The 17,887-nt window shown below is 60.4% G+C and carries 16 protein-coding genes and 2 pseudogenes; 11 read left to right on the forward strand and 7 right to left on the reverse strand.

Translation table 11 applies throughout. The features are described from left to right. The first annotated feature begins 35 nt into the window (after nucleotides 1–35). Nucleotides 36–800 (forward strand): sulfite exporter TauE/SafE family protein, encoded by a 765-nt coding sequence (locus JIO00_RS03860; RefSeq protein ID WP_083375100.1) that lies wholly within the window; start codon nucleotides 36–38, stop codon nucleotides 798–800. On the opposite strand, the gene JIO00_RS03865 is transcribed toward JIO00_RS03860, so the two are convergent. Then, entirely contained in the window at nucleotides 790–1,104 is a 315-nt protein-coding gene (locus JIO00_RS03865; protein WP_200667720.1) for a putative quinol monooxygenase, read from the reverse strand. The two genes, JIO00_RS03860 and JIO00_RS03865, sit on opposite strands and share 11 nt — an antisense overlap. Nucleotides 1,105–1,265: 161 nt before the next feature. Here JIO00_RS03865 and JIO00_RS03870 point away from each other — a divergent pair, with 161 nt between their 5' ends. The 8 genes from JIO00_RS03870 (at nucleotide 1,266) to JIO00_RS03905 (ending at nucleotide 9,908) form a co-directional block, all read left to right on the forward strand. Continuing rightward, a complete protein-coding gene (locus JIO00_RS03870) occupies nucleotides 1,266–1,856 on the forward strand; it encodes an NAD(P)H-dependent oxidoreductase (RefSeq protein ID WP_010463714.1) in 591 nt (196 codons plus the stop codon). Nucleotides 1,857–1,992: 136 nt separating this feature from the next. Beyond that, entirely contained in the window at nucleotides 1,993–2,904 is a 912-nt protein-coding gene (locus JIO00_RS03875) for a LysR family transcriptional regulator (RefSeq protein ID WP_077747341.1), read from the forward strand. Between the two features lie 103 nt (nucleotides 2,905–3,007). After that, nucleotides 3,008–3,901 carry an NAD-dependent epimerase/dehydratase family protein gene (locus JIO00_RS03880; RefSeq protein ID WP_200667721.1) on the forward strand — a complete coding sequence of 298 codons (894 nt, stop codon included), beginning with the start codon at nucleotides 3,008–3,010 and terminating at the stop codon, nucleotides 3,899–3,901. 205 nt (nucleotides 3,902–4,106) lie between these two features. Continuing rightward, entirely contained in the window at nucleotides 4,107–5,552 is a 1,446-nt protein-coding gene (locus JIO00_RS03885; RefSeq protein ID WP_200667722.1) for a SulP family inorganic anion transporter, read from the forward strand. A 182-nt stretch (nucleotides 5,553–5,734) separates the two neighbouring features. Beyond that, complete coding sequence (locus JIO00_RS03890; RefSeq protein ID WP_145309808.1) at nucleotides 5,735–7,084, forward strand: GntT/GntP/DsdX family permease; 1,350 nt, start codon at nucleotides 5,735–5,737, stop codon at nucleotides 7,082–7,084. Nucleotides 7,085–7,099: 15 nt separating this feature from the next. Next, complete coding sequence (locus JIO00_RS03895) at nucleotides 7,100–7,960, forward strand: MurR/RpiR family transcriptional regulator (RefSeq protein ID WP_077747344.1); 861 nt, start codon at nucleotides 7,100–7,102, stop codon at nucleotides 7,958–7,960. Nucleotide 7,961: 1 nt separating this feature from the next. Next, entirely contained in the window at nucleotides 7,962–9,419 is a 1,458-nt protein-coding gene (locus JIO00_RS03900; RefSeq protein ID WP_200667723.1) for an N-acyl-D-amino-acid deacylase family protein, read from the forward strand. Nucleotides 9,420–9,539: 120 nt separating this feature from the next. Next, nucleotides 9,540–9,908, forward strand: a complete 369-nt coding sequence (locus tag JIO00_RS03905) for a glyoxalase superfamily protein (RefSeq protein ID WP_200667724.1) — start codon at nucleotides 9,540–9,542, stop codon at nucleotides 9,906–9,908. Nucleotides 9,909–10,025: 117 nt separating this feature from the next. Here JIO00_RS03905 and JIO00_RS30095 read toward each other — a convergent pair whose 3' ends face one another. Beyond that, nucleotides 10,026–10,889, reverse strand: a complete 864-nt coding sequence (locus JIO00_RS30095; RefSeq protein ID WP_371857859.1) for a methyl-accepting chemotaxis protein — start codon at nucleotides 10,887–10,889, stop codon at nucleotides 10,026–10,028. Nucleotides 10,890–10,931: 42 nt separating this feature from the next. Then, nucleotides 10,932–11,945, reverse strand: a pseudogene (locus tag JIO00_RS30100) (methyl-accepting chemotaxis protein); the annotation flags it as partial. A gap of 262 nt (nucleotides 11,946–12,207) precedes the next feature. On the opposite strand from JIO00_RS30100, the gene JIO00_RS03915 reads away from it, so the two are divergent. Next, nucleotides 12,208–12,879: a histidine phosphatase family protein gene (locus JIO00_RS03915; protein ID WP_042932398.1), complete on the forward strand. Its 672-nt coding sequence runs from the start codon at nucleotides 12,208–12,210 to the stop codon at nucleotides 12,877–12,879. 26 nt (nucleotides 12,880–12,905) lie between these two features. Continuing rightward, on the forward strand, nucleotides 12,906–13,769 hold the full coding sequence (locus JIO00_RS03920; RefSeq protein ID WP_200668603.1) for a phosphatase PAP2 family protein: 864 nt from the start codon (nucleotides 12,906–12,908) through the stop codon (nucleotides 13,767–13,769). Here JIO00_RS03920 and JIO00_RS03925 read toward each other — a convergent pair. The 4 genes and pseudogenes from JIO00_RS03925 to JIO00_RS03935 form a co-directional block, all read right to left on the reverse strand. After that, nucleotides 13,720–15,159 carry an ArnT family glycosyltransferase gene (locus JIO00_RS03925; RefSeq protein ID WP_154502992.1) on the reverse strand — a complete coding sequence of 480 codons (1,440 nt, stop codon included), beginning with the start codon at nucleotides 15,157–15,159 and terminating at the stop codon, nucleotides 13,720–13,722. The two genes, JIO00_RS03920 and JIO00_RS03925, sit on opposite strands and share 50 nt — an antisense overlap. A gap of 84 nt (nucleotides 15,160–15,243) precedes the next feature. Beyond that, nucleotides 15,244–15,831, reverse strand: a complete 588-nt coding sequence (rimJ, locus tag JIO00_RS03930) for a ribosomal protein S5-alanine N-acetyltransferase (protein ID WP_010463690.1) — start codon at nucleotides 15,829–15,831, stop codon at nucleotides 15,244–15,246. A 58-nt stretch (nucleotides 15,832–15,889) separates the two neighbouring features. Next, a pseudogene (locus JIO00_RS29745) lies at nucleotides 15,890–16,129 on the reverse strand (RAD55 family ATPase); the annotation flags it as partial. A gap of 276 nt (nucleotides 16,130–16,405) precedes the next feature. Further along, nucleotides 16,406–17,812, reverse strand: a complete 1,407-nt coding sequence (locus tag JIO00_RS03935) for a DUF2252 domain-containing protein (protein ID WP_200667725.1) — start codon at nucleotides 17,810–17,812, stop codon at nucleotides 16,406–16,408. Nucleotides 17,813–17,887: the final 75 nt, after the last annotated feature.

Consider the following 17,887-nt stretch of genomic DNA (forward strand, 5'->3'; position numbering starts at 1 on the left):
TTTTCAACCCGCCAATCCAGGCTCACCATGGCCCCATGAATACTCTCTCTGCGTTCTATCAAAACCTCGGTCTGACCCTTTCCTTGCTGGTGATCGCCACATTCCTGCTGGCCGGCATGATCAAAGGCGTGATCGGCCTCGGATTACCCACCATCGCCATGGGCCTGCTCGGTCTGGCTATGGCCCCGTCACAGGCTGCCGCGCTGCTGATCATCCCGGCAACCCTCACCAATGTCTGGCAACTGGCATTCGGTGGGCATTTGCTCGGTTTGATCAAACGGTTGTGGCCGATGCTCCTGGCGATCTTCATTGGCACCGGGGCAGGCACGGTGTGGATCGGCATGGCCGGTGGTCAGTGGGTGGTGCGGGCGTTGGGCGGGGCGCTGATGCTTTATGCACTGAGCGGTCTATTCCTGCCGGCCTTGCGCGTGGGTGGTCAGAGCGAACGCTGGCTTGGTCCGCTGTGTGGAGTTGTGACGGGCGTCATCACCTCGGCCACCGGCGTCTTCGTGATTCCGGCGGTGCCGTATCTGCAAGCACTGGGTTTGAGCAAGGATGAACTGGTGCAAGCCCTGGGCCTGTCGTTCACCGTCTCGACCCTCGCCCTGGCCGCCGGCCTGTTATGGCGCGGCGCCCTTGGCGGTGGTGAACTGAGTGCGTCGTTGCTGGCGTTGATCCCGGCAGTGCTCGGCATGTTGCTCGGCCAATGGCTGCGTCAGCGGATCAGCGCCGTGCTGTTCAAACGCGTGTTCTTCATCGGCCTCGGTGTGCTCGGCGGCCATTTGCTAATCAACGGGTAGCGGAGGAAGGGCTAAGCATCTCGATGGCGCGGATATCAAAATCCCGTTCCAGGTATTCCATGCGCATGTCGCGGAACTGCTGCATGTGCGGCAAGTTCGAGTGCACGTCGAGGTGCGCCTGGGACTGCCAGATCTCGTAGAAGATAAACAGGGTCGGGTCCTGTTTGTCGCGCAGCATGTGGTACTCGATGCAGCCGGGCTCGGCGCGACTCGCATCTACATGGCCGCTGAAAAACGCTTCGAAGGCGTCGGATTTTTCCGGGCGGGTCTTGGCGTGCAGGATGAAGCCTTGCAGTTCACTCATCAGAAATCTCCTCAAGTTCAGAATCGGCGCAAGTTTATGGCAACAATCTCCTGTCGATTCGTGCGTATTGGTCAAATGTATTTTGCGAATTCAGCGCTTATTCCGCGCGAGGCAGCTCGTTACTCTGCCGCCATCGAATTCCTGACCTTCCGAGATTTCTCATGAAAAAAGTCCTGTTGCTCAATGGCGGCAAAAAGTTCGCCCACTCCGATGGCCGTTACAACACCACCCTGCATGAAGCCGCGTTGAGCGTGCTGGATCGCGGCGGCATCGATGTAAAAGCCACCTTCATCGACGAGGGCTACGACGTTGCTGAAGAAGTCGCCAAATATCTCTGGGCCGACGTGATCATTTATCAAATGCCCGGTTGGTGGATGGGCGCACCGTGGACGGTGAAGAAGTACATCGACGAAGTCTTCACTGAAGGCCATGGCAGCCTCTACGCCAGCGACGGCCGCACCCGTTCCGACGCCTCGCAAAAATACGGCAGCGGCGGTTTGGTGCACGGCAAGCAATACATGTTGTCGCTGACCTGGAACGCACCGCAGCAAGCCTTTGACGACCCGACCGACTTCTTCGAAGGCAAAGGCGTGGACGCGGTGTACTTCCCGTTTCACAAGGCCAACGAATTTCTCGGCATGAGCGGTTTGCCGACCTTCCTGGCGGTCGATGTGATGAAGCGTCCGAATATCGAGGCTGATGTGGCGCGCTATGAGCAGCACCTGACCGAGGTGTTCGGCCTCAAGGCGTGAGCTCGGTTACTATCGATACCTGAAGCCAGAACCTGTAGGAGCCAGGCTTGCCGGCGAAGGCGTTTTAGCGGACGCCTTCGCCGGCAAGCCTGGCTCCTACAGAGGCCGGCGCTGAATTGATCGATGAGGGGCGTCCGTGAAAGCAAGATCCGATGAGTTGCAGATTTTCGTCTGCGTGATTGAGTGCGGGTCGATTTCCGCGGCGGCCGAACAGGTTGGGCAGACGCCTTCGGCGGTCAGCCGCACGCTGTCGCGGCTGGAGGCCAAGCTCGATACCACGCTGATCAACCGCACCACGCGGCGCATGGACCTGACGGAGGAGGGCAAGTATTTCTTCGAGCACGCCAAGCTGATTCTCGATCAGATGGACGAGCTCGAAGAACGCCTGACCTCACGCCAGCAAACCCCGTCCGGGCGTCTGCGGATCAACGCCGCCTCGCCGTTCATGCTGCACGCCATCGTGCCGTACATCGACGAGTTCCGCCGGCTCTACCCCGACATTCAGCTCGAACTCAACAGCAACGACCTGATCATCGACTTGCTCGAACAAAGCACCGATATCGCCATCCGCATCGGCGCACTGGCCGATTCAACCCTGCACGCACGCTCACTGGGTTGCAGCCCGCTGCACATCCTCGCCAGCCCGGCGTACCTTGAGCAACACGGCACGCCAACGGCGGTTGCAGACCTGGCCGGGCATGCGTTGCTCGGTTTTACCCAGAACGAGGGCCTCAACCAGTGGCCGCTACGGTATGTGCACGGTGATCGCTGGCCGATTCAGGCGTCGATCAGCGCCTCCAGCGGCGAGACGATCCGGCACCTGGCGCTGGAAGGCCAGGGCATTGCCTGTCTGTCGCACTTCATGACGATCGACGACATTCGTGCCGGTCGCTTGCAGGTGCTGCTGGCGGACTTCAACAGCGGCTATCGCCAACCGATCAACGCGGTGTACTACCGCAACTCGCAACTGGCCCTGCGCATTCAATGCTTCCTGGACTTCATTCAGGGCAAGTTGGCGGCTTATGCGAATGCGAACTTCACAGGCTGATCCGTGATCCCTGCGCAAGAGTGATTTGGGTCAGCGGGTCTGTTTCACCACGGGACGGTCCTCGATACTCAATGCATCACTTATTCACGCAGGGAGTTTCTCCATGAACGTATTCGTTACCGGCGCTGCTGGTTTCATCGGCGGCTCCATTGCCACCGGTCTTGTCCGGGCGGGCCATAAAGTCACCGGCCTGGTTCGCAACGCCGACCAAGCCACTGAACTGAGCGCAATCGGTATCATCCCGGTGATCGGCACTCTTGACGACAGCGCACTACTGGCTGAACAGGCCCGCGCCGCCGATGCCGTGATCAACGCTGCCAGCAGCGACCATCGTGGCGCGGTGGAAGCCTTGCTCAATGCGTTGCGCGGCTCCCACAAAGTGTTCCTGCACACCAGCGGTTCGAGCATCGTCGGCGATGCCTCCGGCGGTAAAGCCAGTGACGTCATCTACTTCGAAGACAACCTGCCGGAACCGACCGTCGACAAGGCTGCCCGCGTGGCCATCGACAACCTGATCCTCGCCGCGGCGAAAGACGGCGTGAACTCGGCCGTGATCTGCAACACCCTGATTTACGGCCACAGCCTGGGCGTCAATCGCGACAGCGTGCAATTGCCGCGCTTGCTCAAACAGGCGCGTAAAAGCGGTGTGGTCCGACATGTCGGCACGGGTCAGAACATCTGGTCCAACGTACACATCGAAGACGTGGTGTCCCTGTATCTGCTGGCACTGACCAAAAACGTCCCGGGCACGTTCTACTTCGTCGAAAGCGGTGAAGCGTCCTTCATCGACATGACCACGGCCATGGCTGAAGCCCTGAAACTGGGCAAGCCGCAAGACTGGCCGTTGAAAGACGCCGAAGCCGAATGGGGTTATGAAATGGCCAACTATGGCCTGGGCTCCAACAGCCGGGTGCGCGGCAAGCATGCGCGTGAATTGCTGGGCTGGGTGCCGAAGCGGACGTCGGTGGTTGAATGGATTCGGGACGAGATGGTTTGAGTTCGCTTTAGACCGCGTCGCTGCAATCGCGAGCAGGCTCGCTCCCACAGTTTGATCTTCACAGGACACAGATTTTGTGTGTAACGGACATCCACTGTGGGTGCGAGCCTGCTCGCGATTGCGTTTTCAGCAACCTGACAACTGGCCGGGTCGCCCCCGATTCCGTAACATCCGCACCCTCTCTCCCTGTCGTGTTCGATTCTCCATGAAACCAAAACGTCTGCGCGCCGATGTCCTGGCCGGACTCACCACTTCTTTCGCCCTGCTCCCCGAATGCATTGCCTTCGCGTTGGTGGCCCACCTCAATCCGCTGATGGGGCTTTACGGCGCGTTCATCATTTGCACCCTGACCGCGCTTTTCGGCGGGCGGCCGGGGATGGTGTCCGGTGCGGCGGGTTCGATGGCGGTGGTGATCGTCGCGCTGGTGGTGCAACACGGCGTGCAGTATCTGCTCGCGACCGTGTTGCTCGGTGGCCTGATCATGCTGGCGTTCGGGCTGCTGAGGCTTGGCAAACTGGTGCGCATGGTGCCGCACCCGGTGATGCTTGGGTTCGTCAACGGCCTGGCGATCATCATTGCGCTGGCGCAACTCGAACACTTCAAGGATGGCGAAACCTGGCTCAGTGGCACGCCGTTGTACCTGATGACCGGGTTGGTGGTGTTGACGATGGCGATCGTTTACCTGCTTCCGCGCCTGACGCGTGCCGTGCCGCCGGCGCTGGTGGCGATCCTGAGTGTCGGGCTGGCGGTGTATCTGCTCGGCCTGCCGACGCGCACCTTGGGCGACATGGCGCACATCGCCGGCGGCTTGCCGACGTTCGCGCTGCCAGACATTCCCTGGAGCCTGGACACCCTGCGCATCATCGCCCCCTACGCGATCTTGATGGCGCTGGTCGGCCTGCTGGAAACCCTGCTGACCCTGAACCTCACCGATGAGATCACCGAAAGCCGTGGCTTCCCTGATCGCGAGTGCGTGGCGTTGGGCGCGGCCAATATGGTCTCGGGGTTTTTTGGCGGCATGGGTGGCTGCGCGATGATCGGTCAGACCGTCATCAACCTCAGTTCCGGTGGTCGTGGCCGGCTGTCCGGGGTGGTGGCCGGGGTGCTGATTCTGCTGTTCATTCTGTTTCTGTCGCCGCTGATCGAGCGCATCCCGTTGGCCGCGCTGGTCGGCGTGATGTTTGTGGTGTCGCAGCAAACGTTCGCCTGGGCGTCGTTGCGGGTAGTGAACAAGGTGCCGCTGAACGATGTGTTGGTGATTGTGGCGGTCACGGTCATCACCGTGTTCACCGACCTGGCCACTGCCGTGTTGTGCGGGATCATCATCGCGGCGCTCAACTTTGCCTGGCAGCAGGCACGCGAGCTGTATGCCGATGCTCATCTCGAGAGCGATGGCAGCAAGTTGTACCACCTGCATGGCACGTTGTTCTTTGCCTCGACTACGCCGTTTCTCAATCAGTTCGACCCCGCCAATGATCCGCCTGTCGTGACCATCGACTGCCGCCACCTGAGTTTTGTCGACTATTCGGCCATCGCCGCGCTGAAGACTTTGCGTGAACGCTACGCCAAGGCCGGCAAGCATCTGCGGGTGCTGCATTTGTCCGAGCGCTGCAAGAAGCTGCTCAAACGTGCCCGCGTGAATCACGACTGAAATCAACGCAGGCGCGATGTAAATCCGCCTGCCTGATTTTCATATCCACCGACCTGGCATACCTCTGCGCGACATCCCTTACCTCTGCACGAAAATAACTTTCACCTCGTTTGAATGTCACGCCTCGAAATGATTTAAGAGTTTCACAACCCATTCGACGTGGCCCTTTCGAGGAGTACCGCATGACCCTGTCCTTCGGCTATTGGCTGCTGGTGTATGCCGCCATCGCCATCATTGCCCTGATCGTTCTGATCGCCCGCTACCGACTCAATCCGTTCATCGTCATCACCTTGGTCTCCATCGGCCTCGCGCTGCTGGCCGGCATGCCGGCGTCCGGGGTGGTCGGGGCCTACGAGGCCGGGGTTGGCAAAACCCTGGGGCACATTGCCCTGGTGGTGGCGCTGGGCACGATGCTCGGCAAGATGATGGCCGAGTCGGGCGGCGCGGAGCAGGTGGCGCGGACCTTGATCGACCGTTTTGGCGAGAAGAACGCGCACTGGGCGATGGTTTGCATCGCCTTTCTGGTCGGGCTGCCGCTGTTCTTCGAGGTCGGTTTTGTATTGCTGGTGCCGATTGCCTTTACCGTGGCGCGGCGGGTTGGCGTGTCGATCTTGATGGTCGGTTTGCCGATGGTCGCTGGCTTGTCGGTGGTGCATGCGCTGGTGCCGCCGCACCCGGCCGCGATGCTGGCGGTGCAGGTGTATGGGGCGTCGGTCGGACAGACCTTGATGTACGCGATTCTGATCGGTATTCCGACCGCGATTATCGCCGGTCCGCTGTACGCCAAGTTCATCGTGCCGCGCATTCAACTGCCGGCGGAGAACCCGCTGGAGCGGCAGTTCCTCGACCGTGAACCGCGCGACAGCCTGCCGGGTTTCGGCATCACCATGGCGACCATTCTGTTGCCGGTGGTGCTGATGCTGATCGGTGGCTGGGCCAACCTGATTTCCACGCCGGGCAGCGGTTTCAACCAGTTCCTGCTGTTCATCGGCAACTCGGTGATCGCGCTGCTGCTGGCGACGTTGCTGAGTTTCTGGACCCTCGGCATTGCCCAGGGCTTCAGCCGCGAATCGATCCTCAAGTTCACCAACGAATGCCTGGCGCCGACCGCCAGCATCACTTTGCTGGTCGGCGCCGGCGGTGGCTTGAACCGGATTCTGGTGGACGCCGGCGTGACCAACCAGATCGTCAGCCTGGCCGACGAATTTCACCTGTCGCCGCTGATCATGGGCTGGCTGTTCGCGGCGTTGATGCGCATCGCCACCGGCTCCGCCACCGTGGCGATGACCACCGCCTCGGGCATCGTCGCGCCGGTGGCCATCGGTCTGGGGTATCCGCACCCCGAGTTGCTGGTGCTGGCGACCGGCGCCGGGTCGGTGATTTTTTCCCACGTCAACGACGGCGGCTTCTGGTTGATCAAGGAATACTTCAACATGACCGTTGCCCAGACCTTCAAGACCTGGACGGTGCTTGAAACCATTATTTCGGTGGTGGCTTTCGCGCTGACCGTGGGTCTTTCTTACTTGATCTAACCGGAGCCGCCTGCCATGGACATCCTCTACCAGATCCGCGCCCGCCAGGATTCCTTCAGCGCCGGTGAAGGACGCATCGCGCGTCTGATGCTCAACGACGTCGGCTTTGCCTCCGCCGCCAGCCTCGATGAGCTGGCGCAGAGGGCAGAGGTCAGCACCGCCACGCTGTCGCGGTTTGCCCGCACGGTGGGCTGTCGCGACCTGCGTGATCTGCGCCTGCAACTGGCCCAGGCCAGCGGCGTCGGCAGCCGCTTCCTTGACCCGGCGGGGACGCCGGATCAGTCGGCGTTCTATGGGCAGATCGTCGGCGATATCGAGTCGACCCTGCGTCAGCATCTGTCGGCGTTCGACGAGTCGCGGTTCGCTGATGCCGTGAAACTGCTGGGCAAGGCGCGGATGATTCATGCATTCGGCCTGGGCGGTTGTTCAACCTTGTGCAGCGATGAGCTGCAAGTGCGGCTGGTGCGATTTGGCTACCCGATTGCGGCGTGCCACGACCCGGTGATGATGCGCGTCACCGCCGCCAGCCTTGATGCCGAACGCGCGGTCATTGCCTGCTCGCTGACCGGCATCACCCCCGAACTCATCGACGCCGTCGAACTGGCCCGCAACTACGGTGCACGGATTATCGCCATCACCCGGGCCGACTCGCCGCTGGCGCAATTGGCCGATGTGCTGCTGCCGCTGCAAGGCGTCGAAACCTCGTTTATCTACAAACCGACGGCGGCGCGCTACGGCATGCTGCTGGCCATCGACGTGCTTGCCACCGAGCTCGCGCTGGCCAACCCTGAAGACAATCAAGAACGTCTGCGGCGGATCAAACTCGCCCTGGACGATTACCGTGGCGGCGACGATCGTTTGCCGCTGGGAGACTGACATGATGTACGACACGCTGATCCGCAACGCCTTGGTCATCGATGGCAGCAACAGCCCCGGTTACCCCGCCGATGTGGCGATTCAGAACGGCCGCATCGCGCGCATCGGCGACTTGCATGAGGCGACCGCCCGCGAGGAAATCGACGCTGCCGGCCGCGTGCTGGCGCCGGGTTTTATCGACGTGCACACCCATGACGACACGGTGGTGATCCGCCAGCCGCAGATGCTGCCCAAGCTCAGCCAGGGCGTGACCACGGTGATTGTCGGCAACTGCGGGATCAGCGCGTCACCAGTGAGCCTGCGTGGCGATCCGCCCGATCCGATGAACCTGCTCGGCACTTCGGCAGCCTTCGTTTATCCGACGTTCAGTGATTACCGCGCAGCGGTCGAAGCGGCGAACACTACGCTGAACGTCGCCGCGCTGGTGGGCCACACCGCGTTGCGCAGCAACCATCTCGACGACCTATTTCGCACCGCCACGCCTGATGAAATCAGCGCGATGCGCGAGCAGTTGCGTGAAAGTCTTGAGGCGGGCGCCTTGGGGTTATCCACCGGTCTGGCCTACGCCAGCGCGTTCTCGGCGTCCACCGACGAAGTGATGCAACTGACTGAAGAGCTGACGGCGTTCGGCGCCGTGTACACCACCCATTTGCGCAGTGAATTCGAACCGGTGCTGGAGGCGATGGACGAGGCGTTCCAGATCGGCCGGCATGCGAAATCCCCGGTGATCATTTCTCACCTCAAATGCGCGGGGGCCGGTAACTGGGGGCGCAGTCCGCAATTGCTGGCCTCGCTTGAGGAAGCGGCGAAAACTCACCCGGTGGGCTGCGATTGTTATCCCTACGCGGCGAGTTCTTCGACCCTGGACCTCAAGCAAGTCACCGACGCCCATCGCATCACCATCACCTGGTCCACGCCGCACCCGGAATTGGGCGGCCGCGACTTGATGGACATCGCCGCCGAATGGAGCGTGCCGTTGCTTGACGCTGCACGCCGTCTGCAACCGGCCGGCGCGGTGTACTACGGCATGGACGAGGCCGATGTGCGAAAAATCCTTGCCCATCCCTTGTCGATGGTGGGGTCCGACGGATTGCCGGAAGATCCGTTCCCGCATCCGCGCTTGTGGGGCGCTTTCCCACGTGTGCTCGGACATTTCAGTCGCGACGTCGGCCTGTTTCCGCTGCATACCGCCGTACACAAAATGACCGGATTGTCGGCGGCACGTTTTGGCTTGAAGCAAAGGGGTGAGATTCGTGAAGGACATTGGGCGGACCTGGTGTTGTTCGATCCGCTGAGCATTCGCGACGTGGCGGACTTCAGTGACCCGCAACAGGCGGCCGAGGGGATTGAAGGTGTATGGGTCAACGGCGTGTTGAGTTACAGCGATGGCCAGGCGAACGGGAAACGGGAAGGACGGTTTCTGGCGCGGGAAGGGGATTTGCGTGACGGGTTTCAGTAGGCATTCCGAGAAATACGTCACAGTGATGGCACATTGCGATTAAAGAAAGCCAACGCCAAGCCGAAGCGCTGACATCCAGCCCAACTTCAACGGGTGTCTTTTCAGTCAGGGAGCAACCCAATGAGCTTCGGCAAAACCACCTCGATCCTGCGGATTTTCGACGAGGCCAAGGCATTGGAATTCTACGTCGACTTTCTGGGGTTCACGGTCGACTGGCAGCATCGCTTCGAGCCGAATTCCCCGCTGTACCTGCAAGTCTCCCGTGGCGAATGCGTGCTGCACCTGTCCGAACACCCTGGCGACAGCACGCCGGGTTCGGCCCTGCGCATCGAGACCGATGAGCTCGAGGCCTTCCAGCAGCAACTGCTGGCGAAGGCGTATCCGTTTTCGCACCCGCAGATCCAGGCCATGCCCTGGGGAAGCCAGGACATGACCATCAGTGATCCGTTCGGCAACCGGTTGGTGTTTACCAACGCGATCTGCCTGTAAAAAGCTTCATCAGTTCCTCCAAATCACCCGTGAGCGTTACGGACGGATAAACGCTCCGTAAAAATGACGAAGCCCTTTATTTAAAGGGCTTCTGCGGGGCTGGAGAGCGGCGGTGCTTTAAACCCTGAAGTGACTGACCATCATCTGCAACTGATTCCCCAGCCGCGCCAGCTCAACACTGGACTTGGCCGTTTCATCGCTGGCGGCGGCAGTCTGTTCCGACACGTCGCGCACGTTGATGATGCTGCGGCTGATTTCTTCGGCCACGGCGCTTTGTTGCTCGGCGGCGGCAGCGATCTGCTGGTTCATCGACTGGATGTTGGACACCGTGCGGGTGATGTTTTCCAGCGACGTGCCAGCCTTGCGGGTCAAGGCCACGCTGCTGTCGGTCAGGGCGCGGCTGTTGTTCATCACGGTCGACACTTGTTGGGTGCCATTCTGCAGACCGGCCACCAGGCCTTCGATTTCTTCGGTGGACTTCTGTGTGCGCTGGGCCAGGCCACGGACTTCGTCGGCCACCACCGCAAAACCACGACCGGCTTCACCGGCGCGCGCGGCTTCAATGGCGGCGTTGAGGGCCAGCAGGTTGGTCTGTTCGGCGACGGCCTTGATCACGTCCATGACGCTGCCGATCTTGTCGCTTTCCTGTTGCAGCACACTCATGGCTTCGGTGGAGCGCGCCACTTCAGTGGCCAAGCGTTCGATCTGGGCGATGGCTTCGTTGACCACTTTATCGCCTTCGCGGGCTTCACCATCAGCGGCGGCTGCGGCCAGGGAGGCTTCTTCGGCGTTGCGCGCGACTTCCTGCACGGTGGCCGTCATCTCGTGCATGGCGGTGGCCACTTGATCGGTTTCGATCTTCTGGCTGTTGACGCCGGCACTGGTTTGCTCGGTGACGGCGGACAGTTCTTCCGCGGCGCTCGCGATCTGGGTGACACCGTCGCGGATGCCGCTGATCAAGTCACGCAGGGTCACGCCCATGCGTGCGATGCCTTGCTGCAACACGCCGAGTTCATCGCGGCGCGTCACTTTGACGTCCTGGGACAGGTCGCCGCTGGCGATGCGTTCGACCACGGCCAGGGTGTCGCGTAGCGGGCCGGTGATCTGACGGGTGATGATCACGGCTGCAATGATGCCCACCAGCAATGCCAGCAATGTGCTGATCAACTGCAGTGTGCGCGCCTGGGCGCTTTCGGCGTCGCGACGGTCGAGCTGGATCTGATACAGCTGCTCGCTCAGGGTCACGATGGCGGCGCCCTGGTCGGTCATTTCCTTGCGCGCCTGCACGGCATCGCTGTTGGCGGCTTTATAGGCGATCAACGCGCTGCGGTAATTGCCCAGTGCGGTTTCCAGCTGACGCAGGGCATCTTGCTGGGTCTCGGCGAAATGCACGTTCAGCGGCTTCAGGCTGGCAATTGCTGAATCCAGTTGGGCGACGGCTTTTTGCTCGGTTTCGGCATTGGTGGTGGCGGTGTAGCCGCGCACTTCGTAGCGGGCCAGGATGAACGCTTCTTTGGCGGCGGTGACGGCCTGGAATTGTTCGAAACGCTGGTCACTCAGGGGCATTTGTTGCACGCGGGTGCTGATGGCGTCGATTAGTGTGCTGGCTGTTTCAGCGTTGGCGGCCATGGTGTCGCGGGCGCTGTTGCCGGTGCGGTAGGCGCTGCGCATCTTGTTCAGCGACGTCTTGTAAGCGTCGATGTAAGTGCCTTGCTCTTTGAGCAGCTTGAGGTTTTCCGGGCTCTTGAACTTCGACAACAGCGATTGTTGCTGAGCGGAAAAGGCGTCAAGGGTGGTCTGTACGTTCTGAGCGGCGGTTTCGTCGCCGTTGGTCAGCATGTATTGCAGGCGAACCACACGAAGCTTGGTCAAGCCGGAGTTGAGCTGGGTGATGTCGCTCATCCAGTTGCTGCGGTCAATCAAGCCGCCCAGGCTCGTCCAGCCGGTCAGGGCCAGTACGCAGGTCAGTGCCAGGACCAGGCCGAACCCCAGGCCCAGTTTCATGTTCACGCTGATGTTGCCGAACCAGCTATTCATCAAATTCCTCCAGGAACGTTGCGCTTTCGATCGTCAGTTGGCTGGAAGATTGTTGTTTTTTAGGTGCCAGCAAGGGTGTGTAGCAGGCCTGTATCGGCAGCAATCGCGAGAGCTGAAAGGTTTTTGTCGGACTGATTCTGTAACAAGGTTTTTGTGAGCGGCTTAAGCTTTTTTTCACATGGGTTTCACCGGCTGCCGACGCGCGCCTCTCTACCCTCGCGGCTTCGAATAACAATGGTGCATGCCGGCGAGGCGGCTTGATGTGGAATTGAGACTGAGTCTGTTCGGGATAAAACGCTCAATTAACCTGAGCTGTTTGACCCGCCATCGAAACACCGTAGTGGTGCTGGCCTCGGCGCTGCTGGTCATTCCATTGATCGTATGGCTGTTGCAGCCGGCCGCTGTGCCGGACCTGGCCCATGGCAATGTGGCGGGTGCACGAACGTTGGCCACCGAATGGGCCAAAGGCGACGTCATCGTGCTGGTCCGCCATGTCGAGCGCTGCGATCACTCGAAAGCCGCGTGCCTGAGTGGCAACGATGGCATTACCGATCGCTCGCGCAGCGTCGCGGTCAGTGTCGGTGCGCGGTTCGAACAGTTGGGGTTGGACAAGACCGATATCTACAACAGCCCGATGATGCGCACGTCACAGACGGCCGGCTACATGTTCAACAAGGTCGGTGTGGGCGAGGACTGGCTGGTGAGCTGCAAGGGCACGATGCTGCGCGACGCCCTGGCGCACAAAGTGGCGGGTCGCAATTTGATCCTGGTGACCCACAGCGAATGCATGGCGCAACTTGAAAAAGACCTCAAGGTGTCGACCTCCACGCTCGGTTATGGCGCTTCATTGTTTATTTCCGCCAGAAAACCTCTGACACCGAAAATGCTCGGCTTCATTGAAGCCTCTGACTGGCGTTCGGTGACCACCGAATGAATTTTTCCTCTGTATCAGGACACACGATGCTGACGTCTTCCCGCAACCACTTTTATTGGATGAACTTCGGTATCCCGTTGGCCTGCGCGGCCTTGGTTTTCCTGATGTTCGACATGACCCGGATCGACATCGCCTTCAGTAATCTTCTGTTTGATCCGGTTGCTCAGATCTTCCCGCTCGACAAGGTTCACTTCTTCGAAAAGCTCACCCACAAGTGGGCGCGCATCATTCCGAACTGGACCGCCGAGATTGCCTTGATCGGTGCGATGCTGTCGTTTGTCTGGCCGCTGATCAACACTTCAAAGCATCCTCGTCTTGGTGGTTTTCTGGAACGGAGCAAGGCGGCATCGGTGTTGCGATTTGCCAACGAACATCGTCGGGATTTTCTGTTCGTCGTCTTCGCATTTGCCATCTGCACCGGCGTGATCCATTTCCTCAAGGCGCACACCAGCGTGTACTGCCCGATCGAAACAACCCTCTACGGTGGGAAATTGCCCCACGTGGAGTGGTACAACAACTTCCAGCTGTTCAGGGAGGCCGGTGATGGCCGTTGCTGGCCGGGTGGCCATGCTTCCGGCGGTTTTACCATGCTCGCGCTGTACTTCGTGGCTCGCCGCTACCGCTGGCGCTACTCCAAGGCGCTGATGTACGGAGCGTTGCTGCTCGGTTTCGTCTATGGCACGACACGTGTCCTGCAAGGCTGGCACTACATGTCCCACACCTTTTGGGCCGGGATCTTCGTGTGGCTGGCCTGTTTGCTGACGGCGTTGCCATTTTACGGACGAGCGCGGCTGGAGATGCCGGTGCTGCAAAAGGCTGAAGCGCCAACCGTCGAGCCGCTTATTGGTTCACAAAGTAGTAAGCCTGACGCCCCACCTTCATGCTCTTGAGCACTTTCAACGGCGCGGCCGGTTCGATTTCACCAGACATGACCGCCACGTTGCTGGGTGAGGCCGCAAGAAACTCATGCAGTTGCGCCTCGGTGTCCAGGCCCTTGAGCACTTGTCGGGTGTAGAACACGCTGGCACCGCCCACCCGTTCGTTGGCCTGGAACAGGGCGATGTGTTGCCCGTTGGCCTGCATCGTCTGGATCTGTGCAGTCAACGGCAGGAAGGACAGTTTGCGGTCCGCATGGGGCAGCGCCCATTGAGCGGCGGCCAGGTAGCTGCCAATCACCAACGCGATCACGCCAATGGCTGCGCCGCGTCGATGCCGTGCGATGTGCCCCAAAAGGTTCGAGGCCCCTTCGCGCATCTTCAGCCGCTCGAACAGAACGCCCGCATACTCCGCCGCAATCACCGCCGCCGCAGGCGTCATCGACATGAGATACACCGTGCGCTTGCTCGACGCCAATGTCAGCATCACAAACTGCGCCACGATCCACAGGGTGAAAAACAGCAAGTAACGATTGGCCATCAAGCTTTTGCGAAAATGCCACAGCCCCAGGTACACCAGAATATTCCACGGCAGAAACGCCTGGGGCAGCTTGGCCAGGTAGTAGTAGTACGGTTCGTAATGCCCGGCCTCGACGAAGGATCCACTGAAGCGCCCGACACTGTTGGTCAGCAGCACTTCCCCCACGGCATGCGCGCCACCACGCTGGTACAGCACGGCGAGCCAAATCATCAGCGGGATCAATCCAGCCAGTGTCAGTAAACCGGGACGCAACCAGTCGTGGATTTTCAGGCGCCTGTCCATCAAGGTCTCGGCCAGCAGATAGGCGAAAATCACCACGCCCGGCATCGCCAGGCCGAGGACGCCTTTGCTCAGTGTGGCGATAGCGATTCCCAAGGCGAACAGCAGCGCGTTGCCGGGCGTCGATTGACGTTGCCCCTGAAAGAACGCCAGCAACGCCAGGGTCACGCCGAGGGCGAGTAACGCGTCTTCACCGACGCCGCGCACGTTGCTCCAATAACTGGCCATGGTTGCCAGAAAGATTCCCGCCGTCCAGGCAATCGCCTTGGGCCGGCCGAACCGCCGCAGCATCGCGTACAACAGCATCACGCTGAACAGCCCGGCGAACGCCGAGGCCAGTCGCACCGCCCACGGCGTGCCGCCAAATGCACGGATGGCGCCGGCATCGAGCCACAAGCTCAAAGGTGGTTTTTCCAGAAACGGTTCGCCGAACAAACGGGGCGTTACCCAGTCGTTGTCCAGGTGCATCTGCATGGCGATCCCGGCCACCCGGGCCTCGGTGGACCCTTGCAGTTGATGATTGCCCAAGGCAAAGAAAAACAGCAGGGCGGCCAGCAGGAACAGTGAAGTGGCGGGACGCGACATAGGCTTCTGGCTACCGAGCAGGTGGACCGGGAAGCCCGAGCATACGGTGCGAATGCTTAATGAATTGTGAACGGCCGCGAAATATTACGAGAGGCGCCTGGACCAGCGCTGTTCCGGGGTTTCAAAGCGATCATTGATCAACGCGGTCAACACGTGATCCTGCCAGCGCCCGGCGATACTCAGGTAGGCCTTGGCGTAGCCTTCACGTTCAAATCCCAGACGCTCCAGCAGCCGCGCGCTGCGTTCGTTGCCGGGGATGTAATTGGCCATGATCCGGTGCAGTTTCTGCTCATCGAACATGTAGCCGATGCCTGCTTCCAGTGCTTCCTGCATCAAGCCTTGGCCCTGACGGGATTCGTCGATGTGGTAACCGAGATAACACGCCTGAAACGCTCCGCGAGTGATACCGCTGAAATTGCAGGCGCCGATCATCTGGCCGTTGTCCGGGTCCAGCAGCGCGAAATGCACCGCCAGGCCGGCCTCGAACGCACTGGCTTGCACCTCAAGGCGCGGACGAATGTTTTCTGGGCTGTGGTAGTCGGAAGGGCGAATCGGCGACCACCGGGCAAGGTGCCTTTGGTTGCGCCGGTAGAAATCGCTTTCCAGCGCCGCCTGTTCGGGGGCGAGCACCGCCAGCGTCAAGCGTTTGCAGGGCAGGGACAACAACGGCATAGGGCGCTCCGGTTCGGGGGGATCGTCGCGCAAGCATTACGCGACCATCGGAAAAACTCTGCAGGCCGTTATCATCGATGCTGTACAGGCGCAATTCATCGGAATGGGCGCTGGCCTGTACCTTGACCACCGCCATGATGCGCAACAAGCGGCTCTGCACTTCGATGTAGCGCTGGACAATGATTGCATCGGTGAGAAACGCCGTGCCGTAAGGGCTGAAACGCAGGTCGGTGCAGTGGTTTTGCTGTTCCGAGGTCAACAACACACTGACACCGATGCTCGTCAGTGCGGTGACGAAAACTCCGGCAAACCTCCGCCCAGCACCTCGTCCAGTCCTGGCACGCCGGTGGCAGACATCGAGGGTACACACAATAAGGTGGTTGGGCGTGATTGGCGACAGTTCCAGAGGAGACACTGGGTGACACCGACCGCTGCTGGTTGATCAAAAGGCAAAAAAAAGCCCGCGGGAGGGCGGGCAAACCGTAGTTTCTTGAATGAGCGGGAGCACTGTACCGGTTGGGGGTAGGTGGTGGGGTGAAGAAAAGTTCATGTGTGGATGGACCGCGTTACCCGCTTAGGGCAAATGATCTGCCGCAAAGTCTGCCTCGGAGCGAGCTTGTAACCGGCCCTTGCGGCAGGCCTGCTGGAATCGCTCAAAGTCTTGCTCATTCTGCGTTGCATAACTTTTCGCATACTTGAACAGCGCGTCGGCCAACGCATCGCTCTTGCCAATGTAACCGCTGATCTGCGCGGCCTGCCCGGACGATTTGGCATGCGCGCGAGCGAGGGCGCGACCACAGACGCGACCATACGCGGCGAAGGTGTCCGCATCGAACGTCTCGAGTTCGGCCGAGATTTTCATGTCGCGCAATTGCCGCACGTAGAAGTGTCGACCGCTGGGGCCGGTGGTCCAACCGAGAAACAGGTCACTGGCCGATTGCATCAATCGTTGACCCTCAACCACCCGCTGACCGTTATGCCGCACTGTTGATTTTGTCTTCACGTAATCGGCCAGTACCGAGCGCCGTGCTTCCTTGAATTGCAGGAACAGCGGGAATTCCTGATCGTCGGTCAGCAAGACCACCAGACAACGGGTGCCAACACTGCCGACACCCACCACTTTGAACGCCATGTCCTGGGCGTGAAAACGTGAATACAACGCCCGTCGGTCAGCCTGCAGCGTGCCGGGATACTCGCGCATGAAGGCGTCGTAGATTGGCCGCCAATCCGAGTGGCGTAGCCAGTCATCATCGGCATCCAGCAATGTGGTGTTTTTGTGCAGGTGGAAAATTTCCGGCAGGTCATCGCGAATGATCAGTCGACCATCGGCGTCACGTTCGCTGATTTTCGGCAGTAGCTCGGCGTGGGATCGGCCCTCGGCCTTTTCGATGGCACGCTCGATATGCTCCAGCGTTTTTTTGTTCGCCTGCTTGCGCAAGTCGTCGTAACGGATGGACTCGTACCAGGTTTCCAGCGAGCTTTGTTCGGCGCACTCGAGCATGGTTTCCTGATAAGCGCTGACCACTTCGCGGCAGACCGTCTCTTCGATCGTTTCGCCATGACGCAGATCGCGGGCGGCCACTACGATACTCGCCACCAGCCGTTTAACGTCCCACTCCCAAGGGCCGGGATGGACCTCGTCGAAGTCGTGGACGCCGAACAACAGATTGCGTTCGGGCGTGGCGAACCCGCCGAAATTCATCAGGTGGCAATCGCCGCAGATCGGTGAGGTCAGTCCCATGTTCGGCGTGGAAGACAGGTCGTGAGCCTGCAAAAGCGCGGTGCCGCGATAAAAGCTGAAGGGGGAGACGAGCATGCGGCCGTAGCGGAGTTCGATCAGGGACTTGATTCGGCCTTCGCTTGAGGCTTTGATCAGTGGGAGCGGGTCGCGGTTGGTTTTTCCCGTGGACGCTTGGGAATTGCGGGGGCAATTCTTGCGCGCATCCTTGCCTTGCTTCAAGCGGTCTTTGAGGGTGGTCATGGGGGCTCGTTTGATGGGGGCGTATGCGGATTGAGTGTAGAAGGCCTTTGCCGGATCACCCGTAGTTTGGGCAGC

This window comes from Pseudomonas sp. SW-3 (genome assembly GCF_016615645.1).
GTDB classification, from domain to species: domain Bacteria; phylum Pseudomonadota; class Gammaproteobacteria; order Pseudomonadales; family Pseudomonadaceae; genus Aquipseudomonas; species Aquipseudomonas mandelii.

Bases quoted from the DNA above. Each gene is read 5' to 3' on its own strand.
- JIO00_RS30095 (WP_371857859.1), bottom strand. From the start codon at position 10,889: ATGGGCGTGACCCTGCGTGACTTGATCAGCGGCATCCGCGACGGTGTC.
- rimJ (WP_010463690.1), bottom strand. From the start codon at position 15,831: ATGCCGTTGTTGTCCCTGCCCTGCAAACGCTTGACGCTGGCGGTGCTC.
- JIO00_RS03905 (WP_200667724.1), top strand. From the start codon at position 9,540: ATGAGCTTCGGCAAAACCACCTCGATCCTGCGGATTTTCGACGAGGCC.
- JIO00_RS03870 (WP_010463714.1), top strand. From the start codon at position 1,266: ATGAAAAAAGTCCTGTTGCTCAATGGCGGCAAAAAGTTCGCCCACTCC.
- JIO00_RS03925 (WP_154502992.1), bottom strand. From the start codon at position 15,159: ATGTCGCGTCCCGCCACTTCACTGTTCCTGCTGGCCGCCCTGCTGTTT.
- JIO00_RS03890 (WP_145309808.1), top strand. From the start codon at position 5,735: ATGACCCTGTCCTTCGGCTATTGGCTGCTGGTGTATGCCGCCATCGCC.
- JIO00_RS03880 (WP_200667721.1), top strand. From the start codon at position 3,008: ATGAACGTATTCGTTACCGGCGCTGCTGGTTTCATCGGCGGCTCCATT.
- JIO00_RS03895 (WP_077747344.1), top strand. From the start codon at position 7,100: ATGGACATCCTCTACCAGATCCGCGCCCGCCAGGATTCCTTCAGCGCC.
- JIO00_RS03935 (WP_200667725.1), bottom strand. From the start codon at position 17,812: ATGACCACCCTCAAAGACCGCTTGAAGCAAGGCAAGGATGCGCGCAAG.
- JIO00_RS03920 (WP_200668603.1), top strand. From the start codon at position 12,906: ATGCTGACGTCTTCCCGCAACCACTTTTATTGGATGAACTTCGGTATC.
- JIO00_RS03865 (WP_200667720.1), bottom strand. From the start codon at position 1,104: ATGAGTGAACTGCAAGGCTTCATCCTGCACGCCAAGACCCGCCCGGAA.
- JIO00_RS03860 (WP_083375100.1), top strand. From the start codon at position 36: ATGAATACTCTCTCTGCGTTCTATCAAAACCTCGGTCTGACCCTTTCC.
- JIO00_RS03900 (WP_200667723.1), top strand. From the start codon at position 7,962: ATGATGTACGACACGCTGATCCGCAACGCCTTGGTCATCGATGGCAGC.
- JIO00_RS03885 (WP_200667722.1), top strand. From the start codon at position 4,107: ATGAAACCAAAACGTCTGCGCGCCGATGTCCTGGCCGGACTCACCACT.